Consider the following 23,940-nt stretch of genomic DNA (forward strand, 5'->3'; position numbering starts at 1 on the left):
CGCTCCCTCGCTGTCTTTGGAGCGAGATTGGCGTGCCTGCCGCGAGGGGCGTCAAGCCTGCGGGCGCAGGCCCCGCGAGATCGCCGAGTTCATTTCGGCGATCAGGGCGCGGGCGCGGTCCTGGGAGATCTTGCCGGCGAGCGCCAGGCTGACCGCGCCGTGGGCGGCCACCCAGAACATCGCGCCGATCTCCTCCGGGTCGCCCTGAAGCTGGCCGTCGTTCACCAGGCCGCGCACGTACTGGCTCATGGTCGCCGTCGCCCGCGTCGAGGCGCGCTCCAGCTCCGGATGGTCGTGGCTGGGCTGGTTCAGGTCGAACATCAGCTTGTAGGCCTGGGGGTGGGTGAAGGCGAAGTCCACATAGGCCTGGCCCACCGCCGCGCCGCGCGACCGCGCCGACGCCTGCTTGGCGTAGGCGGTCTCCAGCGCCTCGGCGAAGCGGTCGAAGCCGCTGGCGCGCACCGCGGCCAGGATGTCGTCCTTGTCCTTGAAATAGCGGTAGGGCGTCATCGGGCTGACGCCCAGCTCGGCGGCGAGCTGGCGCATGGTCACCGCCTCGGGGCCTTTCTCGGCGAACAGCCGCTCGGCCGCCTCGCACAGGCGTTCGCGGAAGTCGGCGACGTCGGACTCTGACAGAACTCTGGGCATCTCGGGCCAAGTGTCACAAAAATACGCTTGCCATGAGCTAACGCTTACGTAATAAATTTACAACGTAAAAGATTTGGGAGCGGCGACATGTCCGAGTGGGATCTTCTGATCGACCGCAAAGACCTGCGTCGCGCCGAACTGCGCGAATTCGAGGCGCCGCCGCTGGCCGAGGGCGAGGCGCGCCTGGCCGTCGAGCGGTTCTCCCTGACCGCCAACAACGTCACCTACGGCCTGATCGGCGATGCGTTCGGCTACTGGAAGTTCTTCCCGGCGCCCGAGCCGTTCGGCCGCATTCCGGTCTGGGGCTTCGCCACGGTCGTGGAATCGCGCGCCGCCGACGCGCCCGTGGGCCTGCGCCTGTTCGGCTATCTGCCGATGTCCACCAGCTTCGTCGCGCGCCTGGTGAAGGGGCCGGGCGGCTATGTGGACGCGAGCGCCCATCGCGCCGACCTGCCGCCCACCTACAACGCCTACGCCGAGGCGGGCGCCGACGAGATGGACGACTACCGCGCCCTCCTGCGGCCGCTGTTCATGACCTCGTTCCTGCTGGACGATTTCCTGGCCGAGGATGCGGCCCTGAGGACGCTGGCGCTCTCCAGCGCCAGTTCCAAGACCGCCCTGGGCCTGGCCTGGCTGGCGCGCCGGCGCGGCATGGAGGTCGTCGGCCTGACCTCGCCCGGCCACAAGGCGCTGCTGGAGGGCTTCGGCCTCTTCAGCCGCGTGGTCCCCTACGCCGAAGCCGGCGCGCTGAAGCTCGAGGGGCCGGCAGCCTATGTGGACTTCGCCGGCGACCGGGCGGTGACGGCGGCCGTGCACGCCGCGCTGGGCCCGGCCCTGACCCGCAGCCTGATCGTCGGCGGCACCCACTGGGAGGCGCGCGCCGAGGCGCCGCCGCCGCCCGGCGTGCAGCCGGTGCTGTTCTTCGCCCCCGACCAGATCCGCAGGCGCGCCGGGGACTGGGGCATGGCCGAACTCGGCCGCCGCTTCACCGAGGCCATGTCGCAGTTCGTCGCCGCCAATCCCTGGCTGCGCCTGGTGCGGCATCGCGGCGCGGAGGGGCTGCAGGCGGCCTACGCCGCCGTGCTCGAAGGCCGCGCCAGCCCCGACGAGGGCCACATCATTCGGCTGGATTGAACCGGCCAGGACAAGGGAGACACGCCATGGACGGCGACGTTCGCATCAACCCCTATCTGACGGGCAACTTCGCGCCCGTGCGCAGCGAGGACGACTTCGAGCTGAAGGTGAAGGGCGAAATCCCGCGCGAGCTGGCGGGCACGCTGTACCGCACCGGCCCCAATCCGCAGTTCGAGCCGCGCGATCCCAACTACCACTGGTTCACCGGCGACGGGATGGTCCACGCCTTCCACGTCGAGGACGGCAAGGTCTCCTATCGGAACCGCTGGGTGCGCACGCCCAAGTGGGAGCTGGAGCACGAGCACGGCCGCTCGCTGTTCGCCGGCTTCAATCCGTTGCTCACCGACCCCCTGGCCATGGGCAAGGACTCCGGCGTCGCCAACACCAACATCGTCTGGCACGCCGGCAAACTCCTGGCGCTGGAGGAGGGCCACATGCCCTTCGAGATGGAGCCGGGCACGCTGGCCTCGAAAGGCTATGTCCAGGACTATCGCGCCCGCACCACGGCCCACCCGAAGATGGACCCCAAGACCGGCGAGATGGTCTGGTTCGCCTATGGCGTCGGCGAGGCGCCGCTCAGCGCCGGCATGAGCTATGGCGTCACCGACGCCTCCGGCAAGGTCGTGCGCCGCGACGACTTCCAGGCGCCCTATTCAGCGATGATCCACGACTTCCTGGTCACGGAAAACTACGTGCTGTTCCCCGTGCTGCCGCTGACCGGCAGCCTGGAGCGGGCGATGAAGGGCCTGCCGGCCTACGCCTGGGAGCCGGAAAAGGGCGGTTATGTGGGGGTGATGCGCCGCGACGCCGACGTCTCCACCATCCGCTGGTTCAATGTGGAGGCCTGCTACGTCTTCCACCCGATGAACGCCTACGAAGAGGACGGCAAGATCATCGCCGACGTCTTCCGCTATGACACCGCTCCGCTGTTCCCGCTGGCCGACGGCCGGCCGGGCAAGAAGAGCGCCGCGCGTCTGGCCCGCTGGACCTTCGACCTGACCGGCGCCTCCGACGCCGTCAAGGAAGAGCCGCTGGACGACCTGGACGGCGAGTTCCCCCGCTTCGACGAACGCCTCGCCGGCTCCGGCTATCGCCACGGCTGGTTCGCCGGCGACGCCACCAACTCGGGCTCGGTGAAGATGAACGCCATCGCCCATATCGACCTGAAGACCGGCAAGCGCTCGACCCACGTGTTCGGCCCGGACCTGGTCTCCGAGCCGGTGTTCACGCCCAAGACCGCCGATGCGGCCGAGGGCGACGGCTGGGTCACCGCCGTAGTCTGGCGCGCCGGCGAGAACCGCAGCGACTTCGTGGTGTTCGACGCCCTGGACATCGAAAAGGGCCCGATCGGCGTCGCCGAAGTCCCCCGCCGCGTCCCCTTCGGCTTCCACGGCAACTGGGTGGGCGCGTAGGCGGCCCGGCCGTCCGCTCACCTCGGCGCAGGCTGGGGGCAGGCGAAGACGGGCGTTGTCGCGGAATCGCGTGAAAGCCCCCTCCACCGCTTCGCGGTCCCCCTCCCCCAGAGGGGGAGGAGAGGGCTCGGCGGCGCAACTCGATCTCCTCCCCCGCCCGCGCGGGGGAGGGGGACCCCGTAGGGGTGGAGGGGGCCTCGGCAGGGGCCGGCGTCGATCATCGAAGGTCCCCCTCCGGCCCTCCGGGCCACCTCTCCCGGAGGGGGAGGATCTGGAGACGCCGCGCCAAGATGCTCCCCCTCTGGGGGAGCTGTCGCGGAGCGACTGAGGGGGACTTTGATGTCCTAAGCCACCGCCGGCCGCGGGCGGGGCTTCATGAAGGGCTGCGGGCTCATCTTCACGAGGCTCCGCCACACCCATTCGAACGGGCCGTAGTGGAAGCGCTCCAGCCAGGGCTTCGACCAGATCAGGATGAAGGCCCAGACGCCCGCCACCACATAGAGCTGCTCGAAGCGCGAGAGCTTGCCGTAGAGGCCGAAGCCGAACCCGCAGAACAGCACCGTCGTGATCACCGAGGTCATCAGGTAGTTGGAGAAGGCCATGCGCCCGGCCGCCGCGAAGCGGTCGACGAGGCCGCGCCAGATTCCGGCGCGCACGATCACCAGCACCAGCGCCCCGTGGGCCAGGCCGACGAACGGGCGGGCGGCCGCCTGCCACACCTCCAGCCGGTGCAGGGTCATCGGCTCGAAGCCGCTCTTCCAGATCATCCAGGCGAGCACGGCGGTGATCGGCGCGGCGACGAGATAGCCGATCGCCATCGCCCAGCCATAGGCGCGGTTCGACCAGCCCAGGGTGAAGAAGCCCGAGCGGAACAGGGCCATGCCGATGAACATCTGGCCGATCGCCTCGGGGATCTCGTCGGTGGGCAAGAGCGTCGTCTGCAGGATCTGCGAGACCGTGGCGCGGGCCTTCAGCGCGTCCATGAAGCTTCCGCCGAACCCGGCGACCTGCTGGGCCGCCATCGCGGCGGGCGGGTCGAGCAGCAGGCGGATGTCGGCCCAGGCCTTCACCGCCGCCGGCGTCGCGCCCGGGAGGTGCGCGCGCACGTAGATCACGTCGATGATGCGCGTCTCGTAGAGGTGGTAGCCGAGCAGGGCGATCAGGATCGCCGCGCCCACGCCCGCCTGGACGCCCACGCCGATCTTGCGGAACGGGAAGATGAAGAGCCCGGCCAGGGCGTAGCAGACCAGGATGTCGCCCCACCACAGGAAGTAGGCGTGGAGCATGCCGATCACGAACAGCCAGAACATGCGGCTGTAATGGGTCTGGACAGGTCCGGGCCTGCCGCCCTCGGCGCGGGTGGCGATCAGCACGGTCGAGGCGCCGAACAGCATGGTGAAGAGCGCGCGCATCTTGCCGTCGGTGAGGACGTTGTTGACCGCCCAGGTCCACAGGTCCGCGCCCGTGGAGCCGCCGGCGTAGGCCGGGTTCAGGTAGGCGAACGACGGCAGGCCCATGCCAACGATGTTCATCAGAAGGATGCCGAGCACTGCGAAGCCGCGCACGGCGTCGATGGACAGGTGGCGCGTCCTGGTGTCGACCGGCGTGGCGGCCATGGTTTTCCCCCCGTTTGTTTTGCGGGCAGGATGGACCGGGCCGGCGGCGAGTCAATCCGCCGGAAAGGGGAGGGAACACGCCGCATGCGCGCGATCTGGTACGACCGCACGGGCCCGGCCCGGCAGGTGCTCGAGTTCGGCGAGCGTCCGACGCCCGTCGCCGGCCACGGCCAGGCGCTGATCCGCGTCCGCGCCTCGGGGATCAATCCCTCGGACGTGGGCATGCGCGGCGGCGGGGTAGGGCCGATGGCCTATCCGCGGATCACCCCCAACAGCGACGGCGCCGGCGTGGTCGAGGCGGTGGGGCCGGGCGTGGCCCAAGCCTGGGTCGGCAAGCGGGTGTGGTTCTACAACGGCCAGCGCAACGGCCGCGCCTTCGGCTCGGCGGCCGAGTACATCGAGCTGGACGTCGACCTCCTGCGCGAGCTGCCGGACGAGGTCTCCTTCGCCGAGGGCGCCACCCTCGGCATCCCCTGCATGACCGCTCACCGCGCGCTCTTCCTGGCCGGGCCGGTGCAGGGCTTGACCGTGCTGGTCACCGGCGGGGCGGGGGCCGTGGGCCACTACGCCGTCCAGCTCGCCAAGTGGGCCGGCGCCACGGTGATCGCCACCGTCAGCGGTCCCGAAAAGGCTGCGCGCGCCCTGGCCGGCGGCGCCGACCACGTGATCGATTATCGCCGCGAGGACGTGGCCGCGCGCGTGATGGCGCTGACGGGCGGGCAGGGCGTGCACCACGTGGTCGACGTGGATTTCGGCGGCAACATCGCCGCCACCCTGGCCTGCGTGCGCCAGAACGGGTCGATCGCCTACTACGCCACGCGAGGCGATCCGACGCCTCAGGTCCCGATGCTGGCGGCCATGCGGCTCAACCTGCGCATCCATGCGGTCTACCTGCCGGTCAGCCCGCACGAGGCGCGCCGGCGCGCACAGGACGACATCACCCGCTGGATCGCCACCGGCGGGCGCCAACTCTCCGTCGCCGCGCGCTTCCCCCTGGCCGAGTGCGCCGCCGCCCACGAGGCGGTGGAGGCCGGGACCAAGGTCGGCACCGTGGTGCTGGAGATCGACTGAGCCCTGGCGCTTCCCGCCGCCGGCCGATCAGACCGGATCGTAGGGGAACACCGCCGCGGAGGCTTCCAGCGGGGTGTAGCTGGCGGCCATGGCCGGCATGCCGTGGGAGATCAGGGTCTCCGGCGTCCAGCCTTCCATCCGGGCGACGAACTTCACCGGGCGCGGCTGGCTGAACAGGCACACCTCGTTGCCGCGCACCGAGAACACCTGGCCGGAGGCGCCGCAGGTCGGCGCGGCCAGGGCCACGGCCAGCGGGGCCACCTGGTCGGCGCGCATGCCTTCCTGCATCCGCTTCACGCGCTGGGCCGAGGCCTCGTCCTTCACCGGGATGGTGGCGATCATCCGCGTCCAGGCGAACGGGGCGATGACGTTGGAGCGCACGCCCTTGGCCGCGCCTTCCATGGCGATGATCTTGGAAAGGCCCATCACCCCCAGCTTGGCGGCGGCGTAGTTGGCCTGGCCGATGTTGCCGATCAGCCCCGAGGTGGAGGTGAAGAGGGCGTAGGAGCCTTCGCCCTGGTTGCGGAAGTGCTCGATGGAGGCCCGGGTCACGTTGTAGGCGCCGCGCAGGTGCACCTGGATCACCGCGTCCCAGTCCTCGTCGCTCATCTTGTGGAACATGCCGTCGCGCAGGATGCCCGCCGGATTGATGATCGAGTGCAGTCCGCCGAAGGTGTCCATGGCCTGTTCGACCATGCCCTTGACCGAGGCCATGGAGCTGACGCTCTCGGAGTTGGCCACGGCCTCGCCGCCGGCGGCGCGGATTTCCTGGCAGACCTTTTCGGCGGGGCCGGCGGAGCCCTCGTCGGCGCCGGAAACGCCCGCGCCCAGGTCGTTGACCACCACCTTGGCCCCCTCGCGCGCGGCCAGGAGCGCGCACTCGCGCCCGATGCCGTTGCCGCCGCCCGTGACCAGAACCACCTTGCCGTCCAAGACGCCCATGCCCGTTCTCCGCTCCTTCGGCCGCGTCGGTTCCGCGGCGCTCGTTGGCTTGCTCGCGGCCCGTCTTAGAGACGCGCGGCGGCCTTGTCACCGATGTCGCAGGGGCAGGGGATTGCGGCGCGGACGAGGGGGGCGCAGGCTTCGCGGGCCATGCTGCAACGCTTCGACATCCGCCAGGAGGCGGGCGGTTGGACGGTCTACGATCGCTGGACGGGACAGGCGGTGGTGTTCCGCGGCGTCGCGCAGGTGCGCATGCGCCTGGATGACGCCTACGACATGGCCGACCTGTTGAACTGGCGCGTGGCCCGCGGCGCGCGCGAGATCTACCAGTAGCCGGTCAGGCGGGCGCGAAGCTGCGCCGCACAAGGCCCGGCAGCATCAGCGCCTGGCCGGCGGCCCTGGCCAGGAAGAAGACGCTGAAGGCCAGCCACAGGCCGTGGTCGCCCAGCGGCCGCGTCGCCTCCAGCAGCGCGACGAACACCGCCAGGGCCGCGGCCATGCCGATCAGCATGGCGCGGGTCCAGCTCGCGCCGATGTAGACCCCGTCGAACACGAACGAGGCCACGCCGCACAGGGGCAGGGCGATGGCCCAGGCGGCGTAGACGCCGGTGGAGGCGACCACCGCCGGATCGGTGCTGAAGCTCGCCGCCAGCCGCGGTCCGGCCAGGGCGTAGACGAGGGCGATCAGCGCCGCCAGGCCGCCGGCCCAGCCCAGGATGGTCCGCACCAGGGCGGTGAAGCGCGCCCGGTCGCGCGCGCCCAGGGCCTCGCCGCACAGGACCTGGGCCGAGCTTTCGAAGCCGTCGAGGATCAGGGTCGCCAGCATGAAGAGCTGGAAGAGGATGGCGTTGGTGGCCAGGATCACCGGCCCCTGCTGGGCCCCGGCGCGGGTCACCAGCACCGTGGCGCTCATCAAGAGCAGGGTGCGCGCGAAGAGGTCGCGGTTCAGGCTGAACAGGGCCGAAAGCTCGCCCGCCCGCCAGGTCGACCGCTCGCGGGCCAGCGCCAGCGCCCGCCGCGCCGGCGCCTCGCGCAGGGTGATGGCCAGCAGGGCGACGAGCTTGGCGGTCTCCGACGACAGGGTGGCGGCGGCCACCCCGGCCACGCCCAGATGGAAGCCCAGCACCAGGGTCACGTCGAGGGCGATGTGGAAGAGGTTGGCGCCTACCTCCACGGCCAGCACCGCGCGCACCCGCCGCCGGCCGATCAGCCAGCCGACCACGACCGCGTTCACCAGCCAGGCGACCCCGCCGAGGTAGCGGACGTTCACATAGGTGCGCGCCAGGTCCGCCACGTCGGCCGTCGCCCCCAGCATCTGCAGGCCGAAGCGCAGCACCAGCGGCCGCAGGATCAGGATCAGCGCGCCGATCAGGAGCGCGGCGGCCAGGCTTCGGGTCAGCGCCGCGGCCTGGGCGTGATCGTCGCCGCGCCCGGCGGCCTGGGCGGTGAGGGCGGTGGTGCCCGAACGCAGGAAGTTGAAGACGATGAGCAGCGTCATCAGGAGCTTGGCGCCGACCTCCACCGCGCCCTGCGCGGCGGCCTCGCCCAGCCGGCCGATCACCCACATGTCGGCCAGGCCGAACAGGGCGGTCGCCACGTTGGTCAGCATCGACGGCGCGGCGATCGCCCAGATCGCCCGGTTCATTGACGTCGCAGAGGCTCCAGGCTCGCTCATCCGTCCGCAGTGGCGGGCGGCGCGCGCGTGGTCAAGCCTGCGCGAGGCCTTAGTTCGGCGGCGCCGTCCCTTCGATCCGGTCGAGCCGCGCCAGGGCCTCGCGGACGTCGCTCAGCAGCACCGGTTCGGGCGTTCCGAGCAGCCACCGCTGGCCCGGCTGGTCTTGCACGGCCGAGGCGTCCGAGGCCCACGAGGACAGGACGGCGCGCTTCTCGGCGGCGTCGAGCAATGGATCCTTGAGCACGTCGCGCGGGTGTTGGAAGCCAACGCCGGGCCGCAACCATCGTTCGAGGGCGGCGGCCAATCCCTGTTGTTGGATAAGCTGGTCCGAGGTCGCCAATCGCATGGCCGTGTCTCCAGAATCTGTCCTTTCTCCTGCGCCTCCGGCGGCGGGCCGGAAGCGGCTGCGCAGAGATTTGTGGTCGGCGAGGCCGCTTTCAACCCCGAGGCTGGCTCAGAGCTCGATCCGCCAGCGCAGGCTCTCGCCGCCTCCATAGACGGCCGGCTTGACGAAGCGCTCGACCATGCGCCCGCCGTTCTTCTCAATCACCCGCTGGGAGGCGGCGTTGTCCGGGTCGGTGGTCAGCTCGACGAAGGCCAGGCCCCTGGCGCGGGCGTCCTTCAGGACCTCGCCGAGGGCGAAGCTGGCGTAGCCGCGTCCCGCCATCCACGGCGGCACGGCGTAGCCGATGTGGCCCAGCACGTGGGCCGGCAGGGGGCCGCCGTCCTTGCTCCAGCGAAAGCCGACGGAGCCGGCGAAGTCGCCGTCCCAGATCCAGCGGCGATAGCCCGGCAGGCGTTCCATCAGCGTGCCGTCCGGGGCCTTCAGGGGGCCGCCCTTGGCTTGCGGATCGTCCAGCCGCGAGAGGAAGCCGTCGGCGTCCTCGGCGATGGCCGCCAGCTCCTCGCGCGTGGCCAGCAGCCCGCGCACGTTGTCCGCCGACCAGCCGCGCTCCAGCGCGGCGACATAGCCGGCCAGGTGCTCGCGGCCGGGCCTGATGATCTGAACGGTCAAGGCGTCACGATGGGCGGGCGACGCCCCATTCCACCCAGCCGGCGAAGCGCGGGGCCTTGGGCAGGTAGCGCTGTTCGACGCCCTCCAGGGCGAAGCCCGACTGGCCGATGGACGAGGCCACCGGCCGCGTCAGGTGGCAGCCGCCGGCCAGCCGCTTCCAGACGGGCTCGATCCGCCGCTGCCACTTGGCGACGCCGGCGTCCGGCGACAGGCCGTGCTCGCAGAACAGGAAGCGCCCGCCCGGCTTCAGCACCCGGCGCGCCTCGGCCAGGGCCTGCGGCGGCGCGCAGACCGAGCACAGGGTGAAGGTGCAGACGATGCTGTCGAAGGTCTTGTCCTCGAAGGGCAGGGCTTCGGCGGTTCCCTCCTCGACCTTGACCGACAGCCTGGGATCGCGCGGGGCCGCCTCGGCCAGGGCGCGCAGCGGCGCGGCCGGATCGACGCCGAAGACGGTCTCCACCTTGTCCGCGTCATAGAACGGCAGGTTCAGCCCCATGCCGATGCCCAGCTCCAGCACCCGGCCCTCGGCCCTGGGCACCACCTTGGCGCGCTGCTTCATCATCTGCGGCGACGAGCACGCGCAGGTCAGCAGTTTCGGCAGGATGCGGCGCTCGTAGAAAGACGCCATTCGGCCCTCCCCAGGCTCATTGCGGCCGGGAGGATCGCCCAAGCGCGGGGCTATGGCTAGAGCCTCAGGCGGCCGCGGCGGCTCCGCCTTCGGAGAGGGCGTCCTGCAGGGCGCGCAGCAGGGTCTCCGGCTTCATCGGCTTTTCGACGACGCCGTTCATGCCCGCAGCGATATAGCTGGCCGCGTCCTCGGGATCGGCGTTGGCCGTCAGGGCGATGATCGGCACCACGCCCAGCCGGCCGGGCAGGGCGCGGATGGCGCGCGAGGCGGCCACCCCGTCCATGCGCGGCATCTTGATGTCCATGAGGATCAGGTCGAAGCCGCCGGTGCGCGCGGCCTCCACCGCCTCGACCCCGTCGACCACCGACTCCGAGGTGCAGTCGAACATCTCGCACAGGGTCTCGGCGACCATGCGGTTGGTGGCGTTGTCGTCGACGATCAGGATGTGGGCCGGCCGCGCCGCGACGGCGGTCTCCATGGCCTCGGCCTGCGGTTCGGGCTGGGCCTTCGGCACGTTCAGCTCGAAGACCACCGTCTCGCCGGCCCCGCGGTTGCGCTCCGTGCGCAGCTCGCCCTCCATGGCGCCCAGGATGCGATAGGCCAGGGCGATGCCGATGGCCGTCTCCAGGCCGAAGCGGGTCTCGATGTCGAGGATGTCGGGCGGGCCGTCCACGGCGGCCGTCTCCGCGGCGCCGCGCACCCGGCCTTCCAGGTGCAGGAGTTCGCCGCGCGTCGTGGCGCGAAGCGTCGCCTCCACCGCCCCGTGCCGCGCGCCGCTGATCGCCTGGGCGATGAAGCCGTCGAACACGCGGGCCAGTTGGTCGGAATCGATGACGCCCACCGCGTCGGGGTCGCCGTCGTAGGACACCAGCAGCGTGACGCCGCCGGTCATCCGGCGCTGCCAGCGGCCCTGGATGCCGTCCATGATGTCATGCAGCCGCTGCGGCGCCGGCGAAAGCGCCAGGCCTTCGCTGGCCGCGGCGCGCAGGGCGATGCTGTCGTCCACGAGGCGGGTGACGCTGGCGGCGGCTTCGCTGACGCCGGCCACGCAGGCCGTGGCGTCCGGGCTCAGCCGCTCGCGCGAAAGGCGCTGGCTGAGCGCGAGCACGCCCTCCATCTGCTGGCGGATTTCCTCCGTCACGCGCTCGAAGAAGAAATCGGACAAGGACATCGAGGTTCGCGAAAGCTGCAGCGTAAACGCAGCATGACCGCAAGCGCTTGCGGAGATGTTAAAATGTGCGCCTGTGATGGAATGTCGCGATTAGTACAACGAAAACGGGCGGCGGGTTTCCCCGCCGCCCTCATCAGTCGCAGAAATCCGGATCGGATCAGAAGCGATACTGCAGTTCGATGCCGTAGGTGCGCGGGTAGATCAGACCGCGCGTGATCGTCGAGCCGGTTTGGGTCAGCGACGACTGGCCGTCGACGATGGTCGCCGCGGCCGTGGTGGCGAACTCGGCCACCGGGTTGGTGGAGCCGGTGCTGGTGTAGCCCTTCTGGTCGAAGGCGTTCTTCACGTAGGCGATCACCGAGTAGCGGTTGTCGGCGTCACGCCACAGGGCCCGGAAGTCCGTCGTGTCGTAGGCCGGCACCTTGAACGCCGGGTTCTCGAAGGGCTGGTAGTAGGTCTCGTCGGTCCACACGTAGTTGCCCGACAGGGTCAGCGAGCCCGGCGAGAAGTCGAAGGTGTAGTTCACGTTGAACGCCACCTTGTTCTCCGGCGACTGATAGAGCGAAGCGCCCTTCAGGTCCTGGAAGCGCAGCACCACGCCGTTGCTGGTGATGCTGGTTCCGACCGGCTTGGCCGAGGCCAGCAGGGCGCTCGGGTCGGCCGGGTCGTAGTAGCAGCAGCCGTTGGTGATCTCGGTGTTCAGGTAGCTGTAGCTGAGCAGGAACTGCAGCGCGCGGGTCGGCTGCCAGTTGGTTTCCAGCTCCAGGCCGTAGGCGCGAGCATCGACGTTGATGAAGTTGCTGGCCGCGGTGCCGGCGGCGCTGAGCTGCGACAGATTGAGCTGCAGGCCGTTGTAGTCGTTGTAGAACACCGCGCCGTTGACGATCAGGCGCCGGGCGATGGTCTTCTTCAGGCCGATTTCGTAGGCGTTGACCAGTTCTTCGTCGGCTTCCGGATCTTCCGACAGGCTGCCCAGCAGGAAGCCGCCCGACTTATAGCCGCGGCTGTACTTCGCATAGACCAGGGTGTCGTCGTCCGGCGTCCAGTCCAGGTTGATCACGCCGGTGACGGCGTGCCAGCTCTTGGACAGGTAGCGGTAGTTCTGCACGCCGGCCGTCGTCTTATCCAGGTCGGTGGAGACGTCCCAGGCGTAGAGGCCGCCCAGCACCGGGCCGAACGGACCGGCCGGCGAGTACATCACCAGGCGCTGCTGTTCGAAGCCGTCCTTCTCGTCGTGCGAGTAGCGCAGGCCGGTGGTCAGGGCGAACTGGTCGTTGAACTTATAGGTCGTCTGGGCGAACACCGCCCAGGCCTTGGACTTCAACGTGGCGTACTGGTCGACGAAGTCGCGCGACGGGTTGGCCGCGGCCGGCGAGCAGTAGTAGGGCGCGCCGACATAGTAGCAGGGTTGGTCGAGCTGGGCCTGTTGGGGGTCGCCGAGCTGGACGCGCTGGCTGTACTTCTCGCTGTATTCATAGAGGCCGACGATCCACTTCAGCGCCCCGTCGCCGTTCGACGTCAGGTTCAGCTCGTTGGAGTGGTACCGCTTCTTCTCGTTGAAGTCGGTGGTGTAGTCGACATAGACGCCGGAGACGCCGGCCACCGTGATCGGGTCGGTGCGGCTCGTCGCGTCGTAGTCGCCGCCGGTCTGGTAGTTGTACTGCTGGAAGCCGCCGATGTACTTCAGGTCGGCGAAGCCCAGGTCCCAGGTGACCTGGCCGGTGAACAGGTGGTTGCCCCGCAGTTGGCCGTAGCCGTTGCGGTTGGTGTTCATCAGGTAGGGGTCGGTGACGCCCGGGTTGGCCACGGTGTAGCCGTACGACGGGTTGGTCACCAGGCTCAGCGTGCCGATCGGGGCCGCCGCGCGGGTGGTTTCATAGGGCGTGACCTGGTTGTTCAGGCGGTCGCCCACGCCCATGGTGTCGTCCCAGCTCGTGCGGCTGTAACGCATCCAGACGTTCACGTTGTCACCGAGCTCGGCCTCGACCTGACCTTCGAAGTAGGTGCGCTTGAAGGTGGCCGCTTCGTTGCCGCTGCCTTCGTTCTTGATGAAGCCGTTGCGCTGCCATTCCTGGCTGCCGCCCAGCTTGAAGCGCAGGTTCTCGGCCACCGGGATCGACACCACGCCTTCGGCGCGCGTGTAGTCGTAGTTGGCCACCGCGCCGCGCACTTCGCCGCTGAAGGTGTCGGACGGACGCTTGGAGATGGTGTTGACCGCGCCGCCCATGGAGTTGCGCCCGTAGAGGGTGCCTTGCGGGCCGCGCAGGATTTCGGTGCGCTCAACGAACAGCGGCGACTTGAACAGTTCCGACGAGCTCGCCGAATAGAAGCCGTCGGTGTAGGTCGCCACGCCCGGATCGTTGCCGATCAGGTAGGTGTTGCGGCCGGCGCCGCGCAGGCTGATGCGGTCGGTGCCGGAGTAGTTCATGCCCGGCGTGAAGTTCACGAAGTCCTGGATGCCGGTGACGCCCATCACGTCGCGCTGCTTGGAGCTGAACGCGGACACGGCGACCGGAACGTCTTGCAGCGCCTGTTCGCGCTTTTCGGCGGTGACCACCAGTTCCTCGATCTGGAACGTGTCGTCGTCGCTGGCCTGCGGTTGAGCCGCTGTCTGAGCGAAGACGGGGGTGGCGAGGGTTGCGAGAGTCGCCGCTGAAGCGCCGGCGATAAGCGCGCTCCGCAGGCGAAGACGAGAAAACGACATTGTGCCTCCCATGGCGCTGACGCGTGCGAGCGCGCCGCGGCCCCTGTGCTGTAGATGTGTTGAGCCCGGCCGCACGGGGGAGCGTGGGCCGGACGGGCGGAGGCTCTGTCTGGCGTCAGGGGGAGTCAACGTTCGCGCGCCAAGGCCCGCCTCAAACGGCGCAACTTTTGACCGGCTTGTGGCGAAAATACCGCGCTTTCAAATCAGCTGCACAAAACTGATCGCTGATATTCGACGCTTGTTAATAGTTGGGTTCGCGCGATCACGTCGCGGGGCGGTGCGCATACCGCTCATGCAAACCGGATTCTGCGGCCGAAGGAGCCGTTCTGCGCGGGCGCTGAAAAGCCGGGAGCGGGGCGAATCGGCGTTGGCGCCGGGCGCAAAAAAAAGAGGGCGGCGGTTGGCCCGCCGCCCTCGCAGATTGATCGGAGCCTTGCGTCTACCAGGACTTGGAGACCGCGATCCCGTAGGTGCGCGGCTCGGTGAAGAAGGCGTTCCGGTACAGGCCCGACGAGTCGTCGGTCAGGTAGAAGTCGGTGATGACTTCCTCGTCGGTGGCGTTCTTGACGTAGGCGTCAACCGACCAGCCGTTGTCCTTGTTGGCCACGGTGAAGGTCAGGTTCACGTTCTGCCAGCTGTTGAGCTTGTCCGCCGCGCTGTTGTAGATGCGGGCGAAGGTTTCCGACTGATGGTAGTAGTCGACGCGCGCCACCGCGTCCCAGCCGTTGCCGAAGTCGTAGGTGTACTGGGCGCCCAGGCTGACCGTCCAGTGCGGGGCGTTCGGCAGCTCCTTGCCCTTCAGGTTCACCGGGGCGCCGTCCGACACCAGGCCGCCGAAGGCGTTGGTGCCGACGGCGATGGCGCCCTTCGAGCCCACGGTCGAGCCGGCGCCGGCGGTCGAGGAGGCCGTGCACAGGCCCAGCAGCGCGAACGGATTGTTGGTCGCGTTCGAGTAGGCCAGGGCCGCCTGGGCCGCCGCCACCGTGGTGACGCAGTTCGAGGCCGCCGACGACTTCACCAGGATCAGCGAAGAATCGCCCTGGGTGCGGTCGAAGGTGTCGATCGAGGTGCCGTTGCTGATCTCGGTGTCGAGATAGCCGATGGAGGCGTTGAAGCGCAGCGGACGCAGGGGCGACCACACGCTTTCCAGCTCCACGCCCTTGATCTTGGCGTCGATGTTTTCGTTGGTCGAGGCGCGGTTGACGATCTTGGAGACCTGATAGCCCTTGTAGTCGTAGTGGAAGACCGTGGCGTTCAGGATCATCGATCCGTCGAGCAGCGTGTTCTTCGTGCCGATTTCGATCGAGTTGACGAATTCGGGCTGGAAGGTCGGGTTGCCGCAGATCACCCCGGCCGCGGCGGTGCAGGGCGAGTTCAGGCCGCCCGCCTTATAGCCGCGCGAGTAGAAGGCGTAGACCAGGGTGCTGTTGGTGAACGGCACCTCGGGCTTCCAGTCGAAGCCGAAGCGGCCGGTCGTCTCCTTGAACTCCACGTGCTGCTTGACCACCGGCAGCGGTCCCACGCCGGCCACGCCGAGCGGCCCGGGATAGGAATCCACGCGCTTGTCGTCGTCGGTGTAGCGCAGACCGAGGGTCCATTTGAAGTTGTCGGTCATCTGCCAGTACAGCTCGCCGAACAGCGCCTGGGACTTCAGGTGATAGGGCGAGTGCGAGTCGTAGTAGTTGTGGCCGACGCGGTTCGGGTCGGAGTTCGTGTCGATGGCCACGCAGGGCGCGACCGTCTGACAGTTGGCGTTGCCCGTGTTCAGGTAGTTGTTCAACTGGTAGTACGCCGTACCGGTGTTGAACATCACGTAGTAGTCGCCGTCCCCGGCCTTGTAGTCCAGGTAGATGGCGCCGACGTTGAAGTTCCACGGCCCGTCAAAGGCGGACTGCAGGCGGAACTCCTGGCTGTACTGCTCGGTCTTGGCCGAGGAGATGTCGCTGGTGGTGAAGCGGTTGTAGGCGCCGTTCTGGGCGTCGCTGACCACGCCGTTCGGGAACAGCGACTGGTAGATGGTCGTATAGGCCGACCCGAGGGCGGCGAAGGCGTTCACCGGATTGGGCGTGGTGTTGAAGAACACCGACGGCGTGTACCGGTTGTAGTCCTGCCGGGTGTAGAGGTCGTACTTGGTCCAGCTCGACAGCGAGGTGAACTTCAGGCTGTCGGTGACGTCCCAGTCGACGGTCAGCTCGTAGATGTCGGTGTGCGACTGGTAGATCGGGTCGAACGTCGAGGAGATGTTGCGGACGTTGCTGTCCTGCATCAGCCCGGCGTAGGCGTCGCCCGTCTGCAGGCCGGTGAGCGCGCCGAACAGGCCGCCCAGGGTGCCGCGGGAGTCCACCGTGCCCAGGGCGCCCGGCGAGTAGAGCGACGTGGTCGCGCAGCCCGGCGTGAAGAAGCCCTGCTGGATGTTGGCGATCGCGCCGACGCCGGAGAAGGCCTGGCCGCCCACGCTGGTGGGGCCGGTGTCCTTGGTGCAGTACTGCTTGCCGATCCGCGAGCGATTGTCCTCTTCGCTGAAGCGGTCGTACATGAAGGTGACGTTGAGGTTGTCCGTCGGGTGGAAGCCCAACGTCGCGCGGATGCCGTACAGGTCGCGGTCGTCGGCGTCGTTGCCCGTGAAGGTGTTGGTGCCGAAGCCGCCGCGCTTCAGGTACGAGCCGGCCACCCGCAGGGCCAGGGCGTCGCCCATCGGGATGTTGATCATCCCGCGCACCTTGCGCGTGTCGTAGTTGCCGACTTCGCCGCGGATGTTGGCTTCGAAGTGGCTGACCGGCTTGTTGGTGATCATGTTGACCACGCCGCCGGTGGCGTTGCGGCCGTAGAGGGTGCCTTGCGGGCCGCGCAGCACTTCGACGCGCTCGACGTCGTAGAACTCGGTTTCGAACAGGTTGTTCGAGGTCAGCGGCGCGTTGTTCAGGTGGATGCCGGTGCCGGCGTCGCCGGAGGCGGCGACCAGCTTGGAGCCGATGCCGCGGATCTGGAAGTTGTAGCCCGTGAAGTTCCCCTTGGAGAAGTTCACGTTCGGGATGGCGAGCACCAGGTTCGGCCCGCCGTCGATCTTGGACTTGTTCAGGGCGTCTTCGCTGAAGGCCGACACGGCGATCGGCACGTCCTGGATCGCTTCTTCCTTCTTTTGGGCGGTGACGACCAGTTCCTCGATGACCGTGGCGCCTGAACCCTGGGATTGGGCGAACGCCGGGGCCGCAAAGCCTGTCAAGGCGGCCGCCGAGACGCTCATAGCCAACAGGCTCCGCAAGTACGGAGTTTTCGTCATTCTAGGTTCCTCCCCTGACGGCCGTGGCTCTGTTCGCCGGCCAGGTCCGTCAGCAACGCCGCGCAAAATCATCAGCCAGGAGCGCGCGACCCGACCCCCAGTCGGCCTAAAGCTCTTGCCTGCTTATGGACTCTGTCAACTGGACGCTGTTACGTGAACGTTGATAACTTAAAATCTCGGGCCGCGATGTTGCGGAAATGTCGTCATTGTCGGGTCTTGCGGGATACCGCCCGCTGAAATTCGCCTGAAATGACGCGTTTTCGGGCGCCCGCTTGGGCTTTGCGTTCCGGCCGCGAGCGCGCATATGGGGCGGATGACCGCATCTTTTGAAGGGGCCGGCGCGCTCGTCCTGTTCTCCGGAGGCCAGGATTCGACGGTGTGCCTGGCCTGGGCGCTGGAACGCTACGACCGGGTTGAGACCGTGGGGTTCGACTACGGCCAGCGCCACGCCGTCGAGCTCGAGGCGCGCCAGGCCGTGCGCGCGCGGATGCTCGAGGCCTTTCCCGGCTGGGCGCCCCGCCTGGGGCCGGACCACGTGCTCGACCTGAAGGGTTTCGGCGCCGTCGCCGAATCGGCGCTGACGACCGACCAGGCGATCAAAATGACCGCCAGGGGCCTGCCGTCGACCTTCGTTCCGGGGCGCAATCTGGCCTTCTTCGTCTACGCCGCCGCGCTCGCCGACCGGCGCGGCCTGCAGGCCCTGGTGGGCGGCATGTGCGAGACCGACTACTCCGGCTATCCGGACTGCCGGCGCGACACCCTGGACGCCATGCAGCAGGCCCTGAACCTGGGCATGGAGCAGGATTTCTCGATCCAGACGCCGCTCATGCGCCTGACCAAGGCCGACACCTGGGCGCTGGCCAAGGGCCTGGGCGGCGAGACCCTGGTCGACCTGATCGTCGGCGAGACGCACACCTGCTACCTCGGCGAGCGCGGCGAGCGGCGCGCCTGGGGCCACGGCTGCGGGACGTGCCCGGCCTGCGAGCTGCGCGCCCGGGGCTGGGAGGCCTGGGTCGCCCAGGGGCGGCCGGCGCTCACCCCATGAGCTACGCCGTCAAGGAGATCTTCCTCACCCTGCAGGGCGAGGGCGGCCAGGCCGGCCGCGCGGCGGTGTTCTGCCGCTTCGCCGGCTGCAACCTGTGGTCCGGGCGCGAGCAGGACCGGGCCGGCGCGGCCTGCACCTTCTGCGACACCGATTTCGTCGGCATGGACGGGCCGGGCGGGGGCCGCTTCGCCGACGCCGAGGCCCTGGCCGGCGCCGTCGAGGCCGCCTGGGCCGGCGGGCCGGACGATCGGCTGGTCGTGTGCACCGGCGGCGAGCCGCTGCTGCAGCTCGACGCGCCGCTGATCGCGGTGCTGCGCGCGCGGGGCTTCTCCATCGCGCTGGAGACCAACGGCACCCTGCCGGCGCCGGAGGGGATCGACTGGATCTGCGTCAGCCCCAAGGGCGCGGCCGAGGTGGTGCAGCGGCGCGGCCAGGAGCTGAAGCTGGTCTTCCCGCAGGCCGGGGTCGATCCGGCGGCCTTCGAGGCGCTGGACTTCGAACGGTTCTATCTGCAGCCGATGGACGGACCCGATCGCGAGGCGGCCACGCAGGCGGCCGTCGCCTATTGCCTGGCCCATCCGCGCTGGCGCCTGAGCGTGCAGACGCACAAGTACCTCGGCATCGCCTGACCCGCCCGGGCCCCGGCGGACCGCGGCTTCAGACCTCCAGGTGCGCGCCGCCGGGCCGCTTCGGCTCGGGCATGTCGGTCTCGCGGCGGTGCGGGCCGTCGTAGTTCGGATCGCTGCGCCGGCGCCGGTCGGGGCCGAAGTAGTCGTCGGTGCGCACGAAGGGCCGCGGGTGGTTGATCACCCGGTTGATCCGGTCGAGCACGCCGCGCGCGGTCAGCGGCTTGGTCAGGATCTCGGTCACGCCGGCGTCGCGCGCCTCCGACACCCGCTTCATCGTCGAATGGCCGGTGATCATGATCACCGGGATCATCTGGTTGGGGCTGTCGGGCGAGTTGCGCAGCAGCCGCACGAAGTCGATCCCGTCGAGCGGCTGCATCGACAGGTCGGTCATGACGATGTCGATGGCGTGGGCGCGCATCATCTCCAGCCCCTCGGCGCCGTCGTTGGCCTCGAAGATCGTGACCACGCCGACCGCGCGCAGAATCTCAGCCAGCAGCACGCGCATGTGCTGGTTGTCGTCGACGATCAGGAGTTTGAGCTGGTCGTATCTCACGGCGGCGCGAAGTCGTGTCTGTCGGCGATCGGTTTCCCGTCATGGGCGAAACGGCGGCGCCGCGGCCCGATGACGTGCGCTTCAATACGAATGCGTCGCCGACGCGGTCAATCGCAAAGCCTCTGCAACTTCAAAGCTTCGCCACCTATCGTTGCGTCAATCGGAGAGCGTGCAAAACACGCACGCAGCGCGAGCGCGGTCTAGAACGCTCCGGGGACGAACGGTCCGCGGCCGGTTTGCGCCCGCTGCCGCAGGAAGGCGTCGGCCAGGACGCAGGCGGTCATCGCCTCCACCACCGGCACGGCGCGGATGCCCACGCACGGATCGTGGCGGCCCTTGGTGCGCAGCTCTATCTCCGCGCCGGTCTCGTCGATGCTGCGCCGGGGCGTCAGGATCGAGGAGGTCGGCTTGAACGCCACCCGCGCCGTCACCGGCGCGCCGCTGGAGATCCCGCCCAGGATGCCGCCGGCGTGGTTGGACAGGAACGTCGGCCCGTCGTTGCCCATGCGCATCTCGTCGGCGTTCTCCTCGCCCGAGAAGGCCGCCGAGGCGAAGCCCGAGCCGATCTCCACGCCCTTGGCCGCGTTGATCGACATCAGCGCCGCGGCCAGCTCGGCGTCGAGCTTGCCGTAGATCGGCGCGCCCCAGCCGGCCGGAACGCCGCTGGCCTCGACCTCGACCACCGCCCCGGTGGACGAGCCGGCCTTGCGAGTCTTCTCCAGGTGCTCCTCCCAGACCGCCACGGTCTCGGCGTCCGGACACCAGAAGGGGTTCTGGTGCGTCTCGTCCCAGTCCCAGCGTTCGCGGTCCACCGCGTGCGGGCCGATCTGCACCACCGCGGCGCGGATCGTCACGCCGTCGACCACCTTGCGCGCCACCGCGCCGGCCGCCACCCGCGCGGCGGTTTCGCGCGCCGAGGCCCGCCCGCCGCCGCGATAGTCCCGCACGCCGTACTTGGCGAAATAGGCGTAGTCGGCGTGGCCGGGCCGAAAGGCCTTGGCGATCTCCGAATAGTCGCGGCTGCGCTGGTCGACGTTCTCGATCATCAGCGAGATCGGCGTGCCCGTGGTCACCTGGCCGCCGAAGCGCTCGCGGATCGCCTCGTCCTCGAACACGCCCGACAGGATGCGCACGGCGTCCGGCTCCTGGCGCTGGGTCACGAACTTGCCCTGGCCGGGGCGGCGCTGGTCCAGCCACACCTGGATGTCCGCCTCGGTCAGGCGCAGGCCGGGCGGGCAGCCGTCCACCACGCAGCCCAGGGCGGGCCCGTGGCTCTCGCCCCAGGTGGTCACGCGGAACAGATGGCCGAAGCTGTTGTGCGACATGGCCGGGCTTATTGCTCAACTTGCCGCAACTTCCAACAACGCCGCGGCGCGAAGGGGCTCAGGCCGCCCGCCCGCCGGAGAACCGGCGCAGGATGTCGCGGGCCATGTTGCGGGTCTCCAGCGGCTCCAGGCGCAGGAACAGGTGGCCCTGCCGGTGCCGGCCCCGGGGCGGCAGTCCCTGGCCCTGCAGGCGCACCAGGCCCTGGGCGGCGGCCTTGGCGGTGATGATCACCATCCGCCGGCCGTGCGGCGTCTCCACCGCCAGCCGCCCGCCGTTCTTCAGCACCTTGGCCTCGACGGGCAGGGTGATCCAGATGTCGTCGCCGCGCACCACCGTCACCCCGTCGCCGCGCACGATCGCCTCGAATTCGGTCTCCTCGGCGCGGAAGCGGTCGCCGGTGCGCAGGCCGGCCGGCGTGACGATGCGGATCTTCCGTCCGTCGCCCAGCACGTGGTCGACCTGGCCGCCGTTCACCGCCACCTCCGGGGGGATGGAGAGCCGAACCGGCGGATGCGACGCGCGCGTGAACGGCCGCGCGGCGCCGCTGCTCGAGGGCCGGTGCGGCGCGGCCTTGGGCGCGGCGTCGGCGCGCTGCAGCACGTGGTGGGCCTCCACCACCAGCCGGAAGCGTTCGGCGTCGCCGCCGGGGCGGTCGGGATGGGCCTCCTTGGCGGCCTTGCGGAAGGCCTGGCGCAGGTCGCCCGCCGATGCGTCGGCGCTGACGCCCAGCAGCTCGCAAGCCATGGCCACGGTCATGACGGTATGAGGTCCGCTCATCCCGCCAGCCTAGGGTTCAGGCTATCAATGTCGCGTTAAACCCTGCCGCTCCGGCGCGGCTCAGGCTATACGGCGGTCATGAGCGATGCGAGCGACGACAAGGCGGTCATTCCCCCCTCGCCCAGCGAGGACGACTATGTGCGGCAGGTCACCCACGCCGAGCCGCCGCCGCTGCTCGCCGAGGAGGATCCCTTCCGCCTGTTCGCCGCCTGGCTGAAGGACGCAGGCGAGAAAGAGCTCAACGATCCCAACGCCATGGCGCTGGCCACGGTGGACGAGGCGGGCGCGCCGGACGTGCGCATGGTGCTGCTCAAGGAGGCCACGTCCGAGGGCTTCGTCTTCTACACCAACCTGGAGAGCGCCAAGGGCCACGAGCTGGCCGCCAATCCCAAGGCCGCGCTCCTGTTCCACTGGAAGTCGCTGCGGCGGCAGGTGCGCGTGCGCGGCGCGGTCTCGCCGGTGACGCCGCAGGAGGCCGACGCCTATTTCGCCACCCGCGCGCGGGCCAGCCAGATCGGCGCCTGGGCCTCGGCCCAGTCGCGCGAGCTCACCAGCCGCCTGGCGCTGGAAAAGCGCATCGCCGACGTCGGCCTGCGCTTTGGCCTGGGCAGGGTGCCGCGGCCGCCCCACTGGTCGGGTTTCCGCCTGGCGCCGCAGAGCCTGGAGTTCTGGCGCGACCGGCCGTTCCGCCTGCATGAGCGGCTGGTGTTCGAGCGGGCGGGCGAGGGCTGGACGACCAAGCGGCTCTTCCCTTGACCGACCCGGAGGAGGCCGAGGTCGCGGCCTGGCTGGGCGCCGGCGCCGACCGCGCCATCGAGACCGCCTGCGCGCGCGTGTTCCTGGCCGGCGACCGGGCCTTCAAGGTCAAGCGCCGGGTCGAACTCGGCTATCTCGACTACTCCACCCTGGAGCTTCGCCTCTGGGCGCTGGAACGCGAGCTCGCGTTCAACCGCGCCGCCGCGCCGGACATCTACCGCGCCGTGCGCGCCGTCACCCGCAAGGCCGGCGGCGGGTTCGAGTTCGACGGGCCCGGGGCGGTGGTCGAGTACGCCCTGGAGATGCGCCGCTTCGACGAGACCGCGGTGCTGGCCGCCCAGCCGTGGGCGGTGGACGGCCCGCTCGCCGACGCCCTGGGCCGCGCGGTGGCCGGCGTCCACGCCGCCGCGCCGGTGCGTCCGCAGGGCGGCGGCGGCAAGGCGCTGAAGTTCACCATCGATTCCAACGCCCAGCTCCTGCGCGAGCTTGCGCCCCGGCTCGGCGCCGAGCGGGTCGAGCGGCTGGTCGCCGGAACCGACGCGGAGTTCTTCCGCCAGGAGGCGCTCTTGAACCGGCGCCAGGCCGCCGGCTTCGCGCGCCGCTGCCACGCCGACCTGCACCTGGGCAACATCCTGCTCGAAGAGGGCCGGCCGGTGCTCTTCGACTGCATCGAGTTCAACGACGTGCTGTCGGAGATCGACGTGCAGTACGACTTGGCGTTCCTGCTGATGGACCTGGACTTCCGCCGCCGGCGCGACGCGGCCGTGCGCGTGCTCTCGGCCTATCTCGACGAGGCGCTGCGCACCTTCGGCGAAGTGGTGCTGGACGGCCTGGCGGCGCTGCCGCTGATGCTGTCGGTCCGCGCGGCGGTGCGCGCCCACGTCAGCGCCCATTCCGGCGACCTGGACGCGGCCTCGGCCTATCTCGACGCCGCGCTCGGCCACCTGTCGCCCGCCCCGCCGCGGCTGGTGGCCGTGGGAGGGCTCTCCGGTACGGGCAAGACCACCTTCTCGCGGCTGATCGCGCCGGGGGTGGGCGCCGCGCCCGGCGCGGTGGTCCTGCGCACTGACGAGGTGAGGAAGCGCCTGGCCGGCGCGGGCCCCACCGATTCCCTGCCCAGCGAGATCTACACGAGCGCGTTCTACGACCGGGTCTACGAGACCCTGTTCGCCGAGGCCGCCCGCCTGCTGCGCGCCGGCCGCGCGGTGGTGCTCGACGCCACCTTCCTGAAGCCCGAGCTGCGCGCGCGCGCCGAGGCGCTGGCCGTCGAGGCGAAGGTTCCGTTCAGCGGCGTCCTGCTGGAGGCGCCGGCCGAGGTGCTGGAGGCCCGTATCGGCGGGCGCGCCGGCGACGCCTCCGACGCCACGATCGAGGTGCTCCACGGCCAGATCGAGCGCCTGGCCCGCGACGAGCCGCCGGGGCCGGCCTGGATGCGCATCGACGCGTCCGGCCCGGCCGAGGACGCGGCCGAGGTCTGGTCGCATGCGGCGCCTGCCGCCGGCTGAAGCCTCTTGCGCTTCCTTCGGGGAAAGCGGCTCCATGCCCGCCTGGCGGGCAG

The 23,940-nt window shown here is 69.8% G+C and carries 21 protein-coding genes; 8 read left to right on the top strand and 13 right to left on the bottom strand.

Annotated elements, in window-relative coordinates; translation table 11 throughout:
• Positions 1 to 51: 51 nt before the first annotated feature.
• The gene (locus tag ACE3TA_RS05700) at positions 52 to 648 is read right to left on the bottom strand and encodes a TetR/AcrR family transcriptional regulator (protein WP_374571421.1); all 597 of its coding nucleotides are present in this window, start codon (positions 646 to 648) and stop codon (positions 52 to 54) included.
• 87 nt (positions 649 to 735) lie between these two features.
• Between ACE3TA_RS05700 and ACE3TA_RS05705 the strand changes: the two genes are divergently transcribed.
• Positions 736 to 1,782 (top strand): DUF2855 family protein, encoded by a 1,047-nt coding sequence (locus ACE3TA_RS05705; protein WP_374571423.1) that lies wholly within the window; start codon positions 736 to 738, stop codon positions 1,780 to 1,782.
• Between the two features lie 26 nt (positions 1,783 to 1,808).
• A complete protein-coding gene (locus ACE3TA_RS05710; protein WP_374571425.1) occupies positions 1,809 to 3,194 on the top strand; it encodes a carotenoid oxygenase family protein in 1,386 nt (461 codons plus the stop codon).
• A gap of 344 nt (positions 3,195 to 3,538) precedes the next feature.
• Here the strand turns inward: ACE3TA_RS05710 and ACE3TA_RS05715 are convergent, their stop codons facing one another.
• Positions 3,539 to 4,810, bottom strand: a complete 1,272-nt coding sequence (locus tag ACE3TA_RS05715; protein ID WP_374571427.1) for a DUF418 domain-containing protein — start codon at positions 4,808 to 4,810, stop codon at positions 3,539 to 3,541.
• An 84-nt stretch (positions 4,811 to 4,894) separates the two neighbouring features.
• Here ACE3TA_RS05715 and ACE3TA_RS05720 point away from each other — a divergent pair, with 84 nt between their 5' ends.
• Positions 4,895 to 5,881: an NADPH:quinone reductase gene (locus ACE3TA_RS05720; RefSeq protein WP_374571429.1), complete on the top strand. Its 987-nt coding sequence runs from the start codon at positions 4,895 to 4,897 to the stop codon at positions 5,879 to 5,881.
• A gap of 27 nt (positions 5,882 to 5,908) precedes the next feature.
• Here the strand turns inward: ACE3TA_RS05720 and ACE3TA_RS05725 are convergent, their stop codons facing one another.
• Complete coding sequence (locus tag ACE3TA_RS05725) at positions 5,909 to 6,823, bottom strand: SDR family NAD(P)-dependent oxidoreductase (RefSeq protein WP_374571431.1); 915 nt, start codon at positions 6,821 to 6,823, stop codon at positions 5,909 to 5,911.
• A gap of 150 nt (positions 6,824 to 6,973) precedes the next feature.
• On the opposite strand from ACE3TA_RS05725, the gene ACE3TA_RS05730 reads away from it, so the two are divergent.
• Entirely contained in the window at positions 6,974 to 7,156 is a 183-nt protein-coding gene (locus ACE3TA_RS05730; RefSeq protein ID WP_374571433.1) for a hypothetical protein, read from the top strand.
• A gap of 4 nt (positions 7,157 to 7,160) precedes the next feature.
• Here ACE3TA_RS05730 and ACE3TA_RS05735 read toward each other — a convergent pair whose 3' ends face one another.
• From ACE3TA_RS05735 to ACE3TA_RS05765, 7 genes are all read right to left on the bottom strand, one after another.
• The gene (locus tag ACE3TA_RS05735; protein WP_374571435.1) at positions 7,161 to 8,468 is read right to left on the bottom strand and encodes an MATE family efflux transporter; all 1,308 of its coding nucleotides are present in this window, start codon (positions 8,466 to 8,468) and stop codon (positions 7,161 to 7,163) included.
• Between the two features lie 79 nt (positions 8,469 to 8,547).
• Complete coding sequence (locus tag ACE3TA_RS05740) at positions 8,548 to 8,844, bottom strand: hypothetical protein (protein ID WP_374571437.1); 297 nt, start codon at positions 8,842 to 8,844, stop codon at positions 8,548 to 8,550.
• Positions 8,845 to 8,952: 108 nt separating this feature from the next.
• On the bottom strand, positions 8,953 to 9,513 hold the full coding sequence (locus ACE3TA_RS05745) for a GNAT family N-acetyltransferase (protein WP_374571439.1): 561 nt from the start codon (positions 9,511 to 9,513) through the stop codon (positions 8,953 to 8,955).
• 4 nt (positions 9,514 to 9,517) lie between these two features.
• Entirely contained in the window at positions 9,518 to 10,141 is a 624-nt protein-coding gene (locus tag ACE3TA_RS05750) for a class I SAM-dependent methyltransferase (RefSeq protein ID WP_374571441.1), read from the bottom strand.
• Positions 10,142 to 10,205: 64 nt separating this feature from the next.
• On the bottom strand, positions 10,206 to 11,312 hold the full coding sequence (locus tag ACE3TA_RS05755) for a response regulator (protein WP_374571443.1): 1,107 nt from the start codon (positions 11,310 to 11,312) through the stop codon (positions 10,206 to 10,208).
• A 157-nt stretch (positions 11,313 to 11,469) separates the two neighbouring features.
• The gene (locus tag ACE3TA_RS05760; RefSeq protein ID WP_374571445.1) at positions 11,470 to 14,016 is read right to left on the bottom strand and encodes a TonB-dependent receptor; all 2,547 of its coding nucleotides are present in this window, start codon (positions 14,014 to 14,016) and stop codon (positions 11,470 to 11,472) included.
• A gap of 439 nt (positions 14,017 to 14,455) precedes the next feature.
• Positions 14,456 to 17,260 carry a TonB-dependent receptor gene (locus ACE3TA_RS05765; RefSeq protein WP_374571447.1) on the bottom strand — a complete coding sequence of 935 codons (2,805 nt, stop codon included), beginning with the start codon at positions 17,258 to 17,260 and terminating at the stop codon, positions 14,456 to 14,458.
• Positions 17,261 to 17,609: 349 nt separating this feature from the next.
• Here ACE3TA_RS05765 and queC point away from each other — a divergent pair, with 349 nt between their 5' ends.
• The gene (queC, locus tag ACE3TA_RS05770; protein ID WP_374571449.1) at positions 17,610 to 18,341 is read left to right on the top strand and encodes a 7-cyano-7-deazaguanine synthase QueC; all 732 of its coding nucleotides are present in this window, start codon (positions 17,610 to 17,612) and stop codon (positions 18,339 to 18,341) included.
• Complete coding sequence (gene queE, locus ACE3TA_RS05775) at positions 18,338 to 18,970, top strand: 7-carboxy-7-deazaguanine synthase (protein WP_374571451.1); 633 nt, start codon at positions 18,338 to 18,340, stop codon at positions 18,968 to 18,970. Before queC ends, queE begins: the two co-directional genes overlap by 4 nt.
• Positions 18,971 to 18,998: 28 nt before the next feature.
• Here the strand turns inward: queE and ACE3TA_RS05780 are convergent, their stop codons facing one another.
• From ACE3TA_RS05780 to ACE3TA_RS05790, 3 genes are all read right to left on the bottom strand, one after another.
• Complete coding sequence (locus ACE3TA_RS05780; RefSeq protein WP_374571453.1) at positions 18,999 to 19,523, bottom strand: response regulator; 525 nt, start codon at positions 19,521 to 19,523, stop codon at positions 18,999 to 19,001.
• 200 nt (positions 19,524 to 19,723) lie between these two features.
• Complete coding sequence (gene aroC / locus ACE3TA_RS05785; RefSeq protein WP_374571456.1) at positions 19,724 to 20,848, bottom strand: chorismate synthase; 1,125 nt, start codon at positions 20,846 to 20,848, stop codon at positions 19,724 to 19,726.
• A gap of 58 nt (positions 20,849 to 20,906) precedes the next feature.
• On the bottom strand, positions 20,907 to 21,626 hold the full coding sequence (locus tag ACE3TA_RS05790) for a DnaJ domain-containing protein (protein ID WP_374571457.1): 720 nt from the start codon (positions 21,624 to 21,626) through the stop codon (positions 20,907 to 20,909).
• 78 nt (positions 21,627 to 21,704) lie between these two features.
• Here ACE3TA_RS05790 and pdxH point away from each other — a divergent pair, with 78 nt between their 5' ends.
• Both pdxH and ACE3TA_RS05800 read left to right on the top strand, forming a co-directional pair.
• On the top strand, positions 21,705 to 22,382 hold the full coding sequence (pdxH, locus tag ACE3TA_RS05795) for a pyridoxamine 5'-phosphate oxidase (protein ID WP_374571459.1): 678 nt from the start codon (positions 21,705 to 21,707) through the stop codon (positions 22,380 to 22,382).
• Positions 22,379 to 23,887, top strand: a complete 1,509-nt coding sequence (locus ACE3TA_RS05800) for an AAA family ATPase (RefSeq protein WP_374571461.1) — start codon at positions 22,379 to 22,381, stop codon at positions 23,885 to 23,887. Before pdxH ends, ACE3TA_RS05800 begins: the two co-directional genes overlap by 4 nt.
• Positions 23,888 to 23,940 lie beyond the last annotated feature (53 nt).

This window comes from Phenylobacterium sp. (assembly GCF_041916435.1).
Classification (GTDB): domain Bacteria; phylum Pseudomonadota; class Alphaproteobacteria; order Caulobacterales; family Caulobacteraceae; genus Phenylobacterium.

Coding starts and splice junctions, on each gene's coding strand:
- ACE3TA_RS05700 (WP_374571421.1), bottom strand. CDS start 648: ATGCCCAGAGTTCTGTCAGAGTCCGACGTCGCCGACTTCCGCGAACGC.
- ACE3TA_RS05705 (WP_374571423.1), top strand. CDS start 736: ATGTCCGAGTGGGATCTTCTGATCGACCGCAAAGACCTGCGTCGCGCC.
- ACE3TA_RS05710 (WP_374571425.1), top strand. CDS start 1,809: ATGGACGGCGACGTTCGCATCAACCCCTATCTGACGGGCAACTTCGCG.
- ACE3TA_RS05715 (WP_374571427.1), bottom strand. CDS start 4,810: ATGGCCGCCACGCCGGTCGACACCAGGACGCGCCACCTGTCCATCGAC.
- ACE3TA_RS05720 (WP_374571429.1), top strand. CDS start 4,895: ATGCGCGCGATCTGGTACGACCGCACGGGCCCGGCCCGGCAGGTGCTC.
- ACE3TA_RS05725 (WP_374571431.1), bottom strand. CDS start 6,823: ATGGGCGTCTTGGACGGCAAGGTGGTTCTGGTCACGGGCGGCGGCAAC.
- ACE3TA_RS05730 (WP_374571433.1), top strand. CDS start 6,974: ATGCTGCAACGCTTCGACATCCGCCAGGAGGCGGGCGGTTGGACGGTC.
- ACE3TA_RS05735 (WP_374571435.1), bottom strand. CDS start 8,468: ATGAACCGGGCGATCTGGGCGATCGCCGCGCCGTCGATGCTGACCAAC.
- ACE3TA_RS05740 (WP_374571437.1), bottom strand. CDS start 8,844: ATGCGATTGGCGACCTCGGACCAGCTTATCCAACAACAGGGATTGGCC.
- ACE3TA_RS05750 (WP_374571441.1), bottom strand. CDS start 10,141: ATGGCGTCTTTCTACGAGCGCCGCATCCTGCCGAAACTGCTGACCTGC.
- ACE3TA_RS05755 (WP_374571443.1), bottom strand. CDS start 11,312: ATGTCCTTGTCCGATTTCTTCTTCGAGCGCGTGACGGAGGAAATCCGC.
- ACE3TA_RS05760 (WP_374571445.1), bottom strand. CDS start 14,016: ATGTCGTTTTCTCGTCTTCGCCTGCGGAGCGCGCTTATCGCCGGCGCT.
- ACE3TA_RS05765 (WP_374571447.1), bottom strand. CDS start 17,260: ATGAGCGTCTCGGCGGCCGCCTTGACAGGCTTTGCGGCCCCGGCGTTC.
- queC (WP_374571449.1), top strand. CDS start 17,610: ATGACCGCATCTTTTGAAGGGGCCGGCGCGCTCGTCCTGTTCTCCGGA.
- queE (WP_374571451.1), top strand. CDS start 18,338: ATGAGCTACGCCGTCAAGGAGATCTTCCTCACCCTGCAGGGCGAGGGC.
- aroC (WP_374571456.1), bottom strand. CDS start 20,848: ATGTCGCACAACAGCTTCGGCCATCTGTTCCGCGTGACCACCTGGGGC.
- ACE3TA_RS05790 (WP_374571457.1), bottom strand. CDS start 21,626: ATGAGCGGACCTCATACCGTCATGACCGTGGCCATGGCTTGCGAGCTG.
- pdxH (WP_374571459.1), top strand. CDS start 21,705: ATGAGCGATGCGAGCGACGACAAGGCGGTCATTCCCCCCTCGCCCAGC.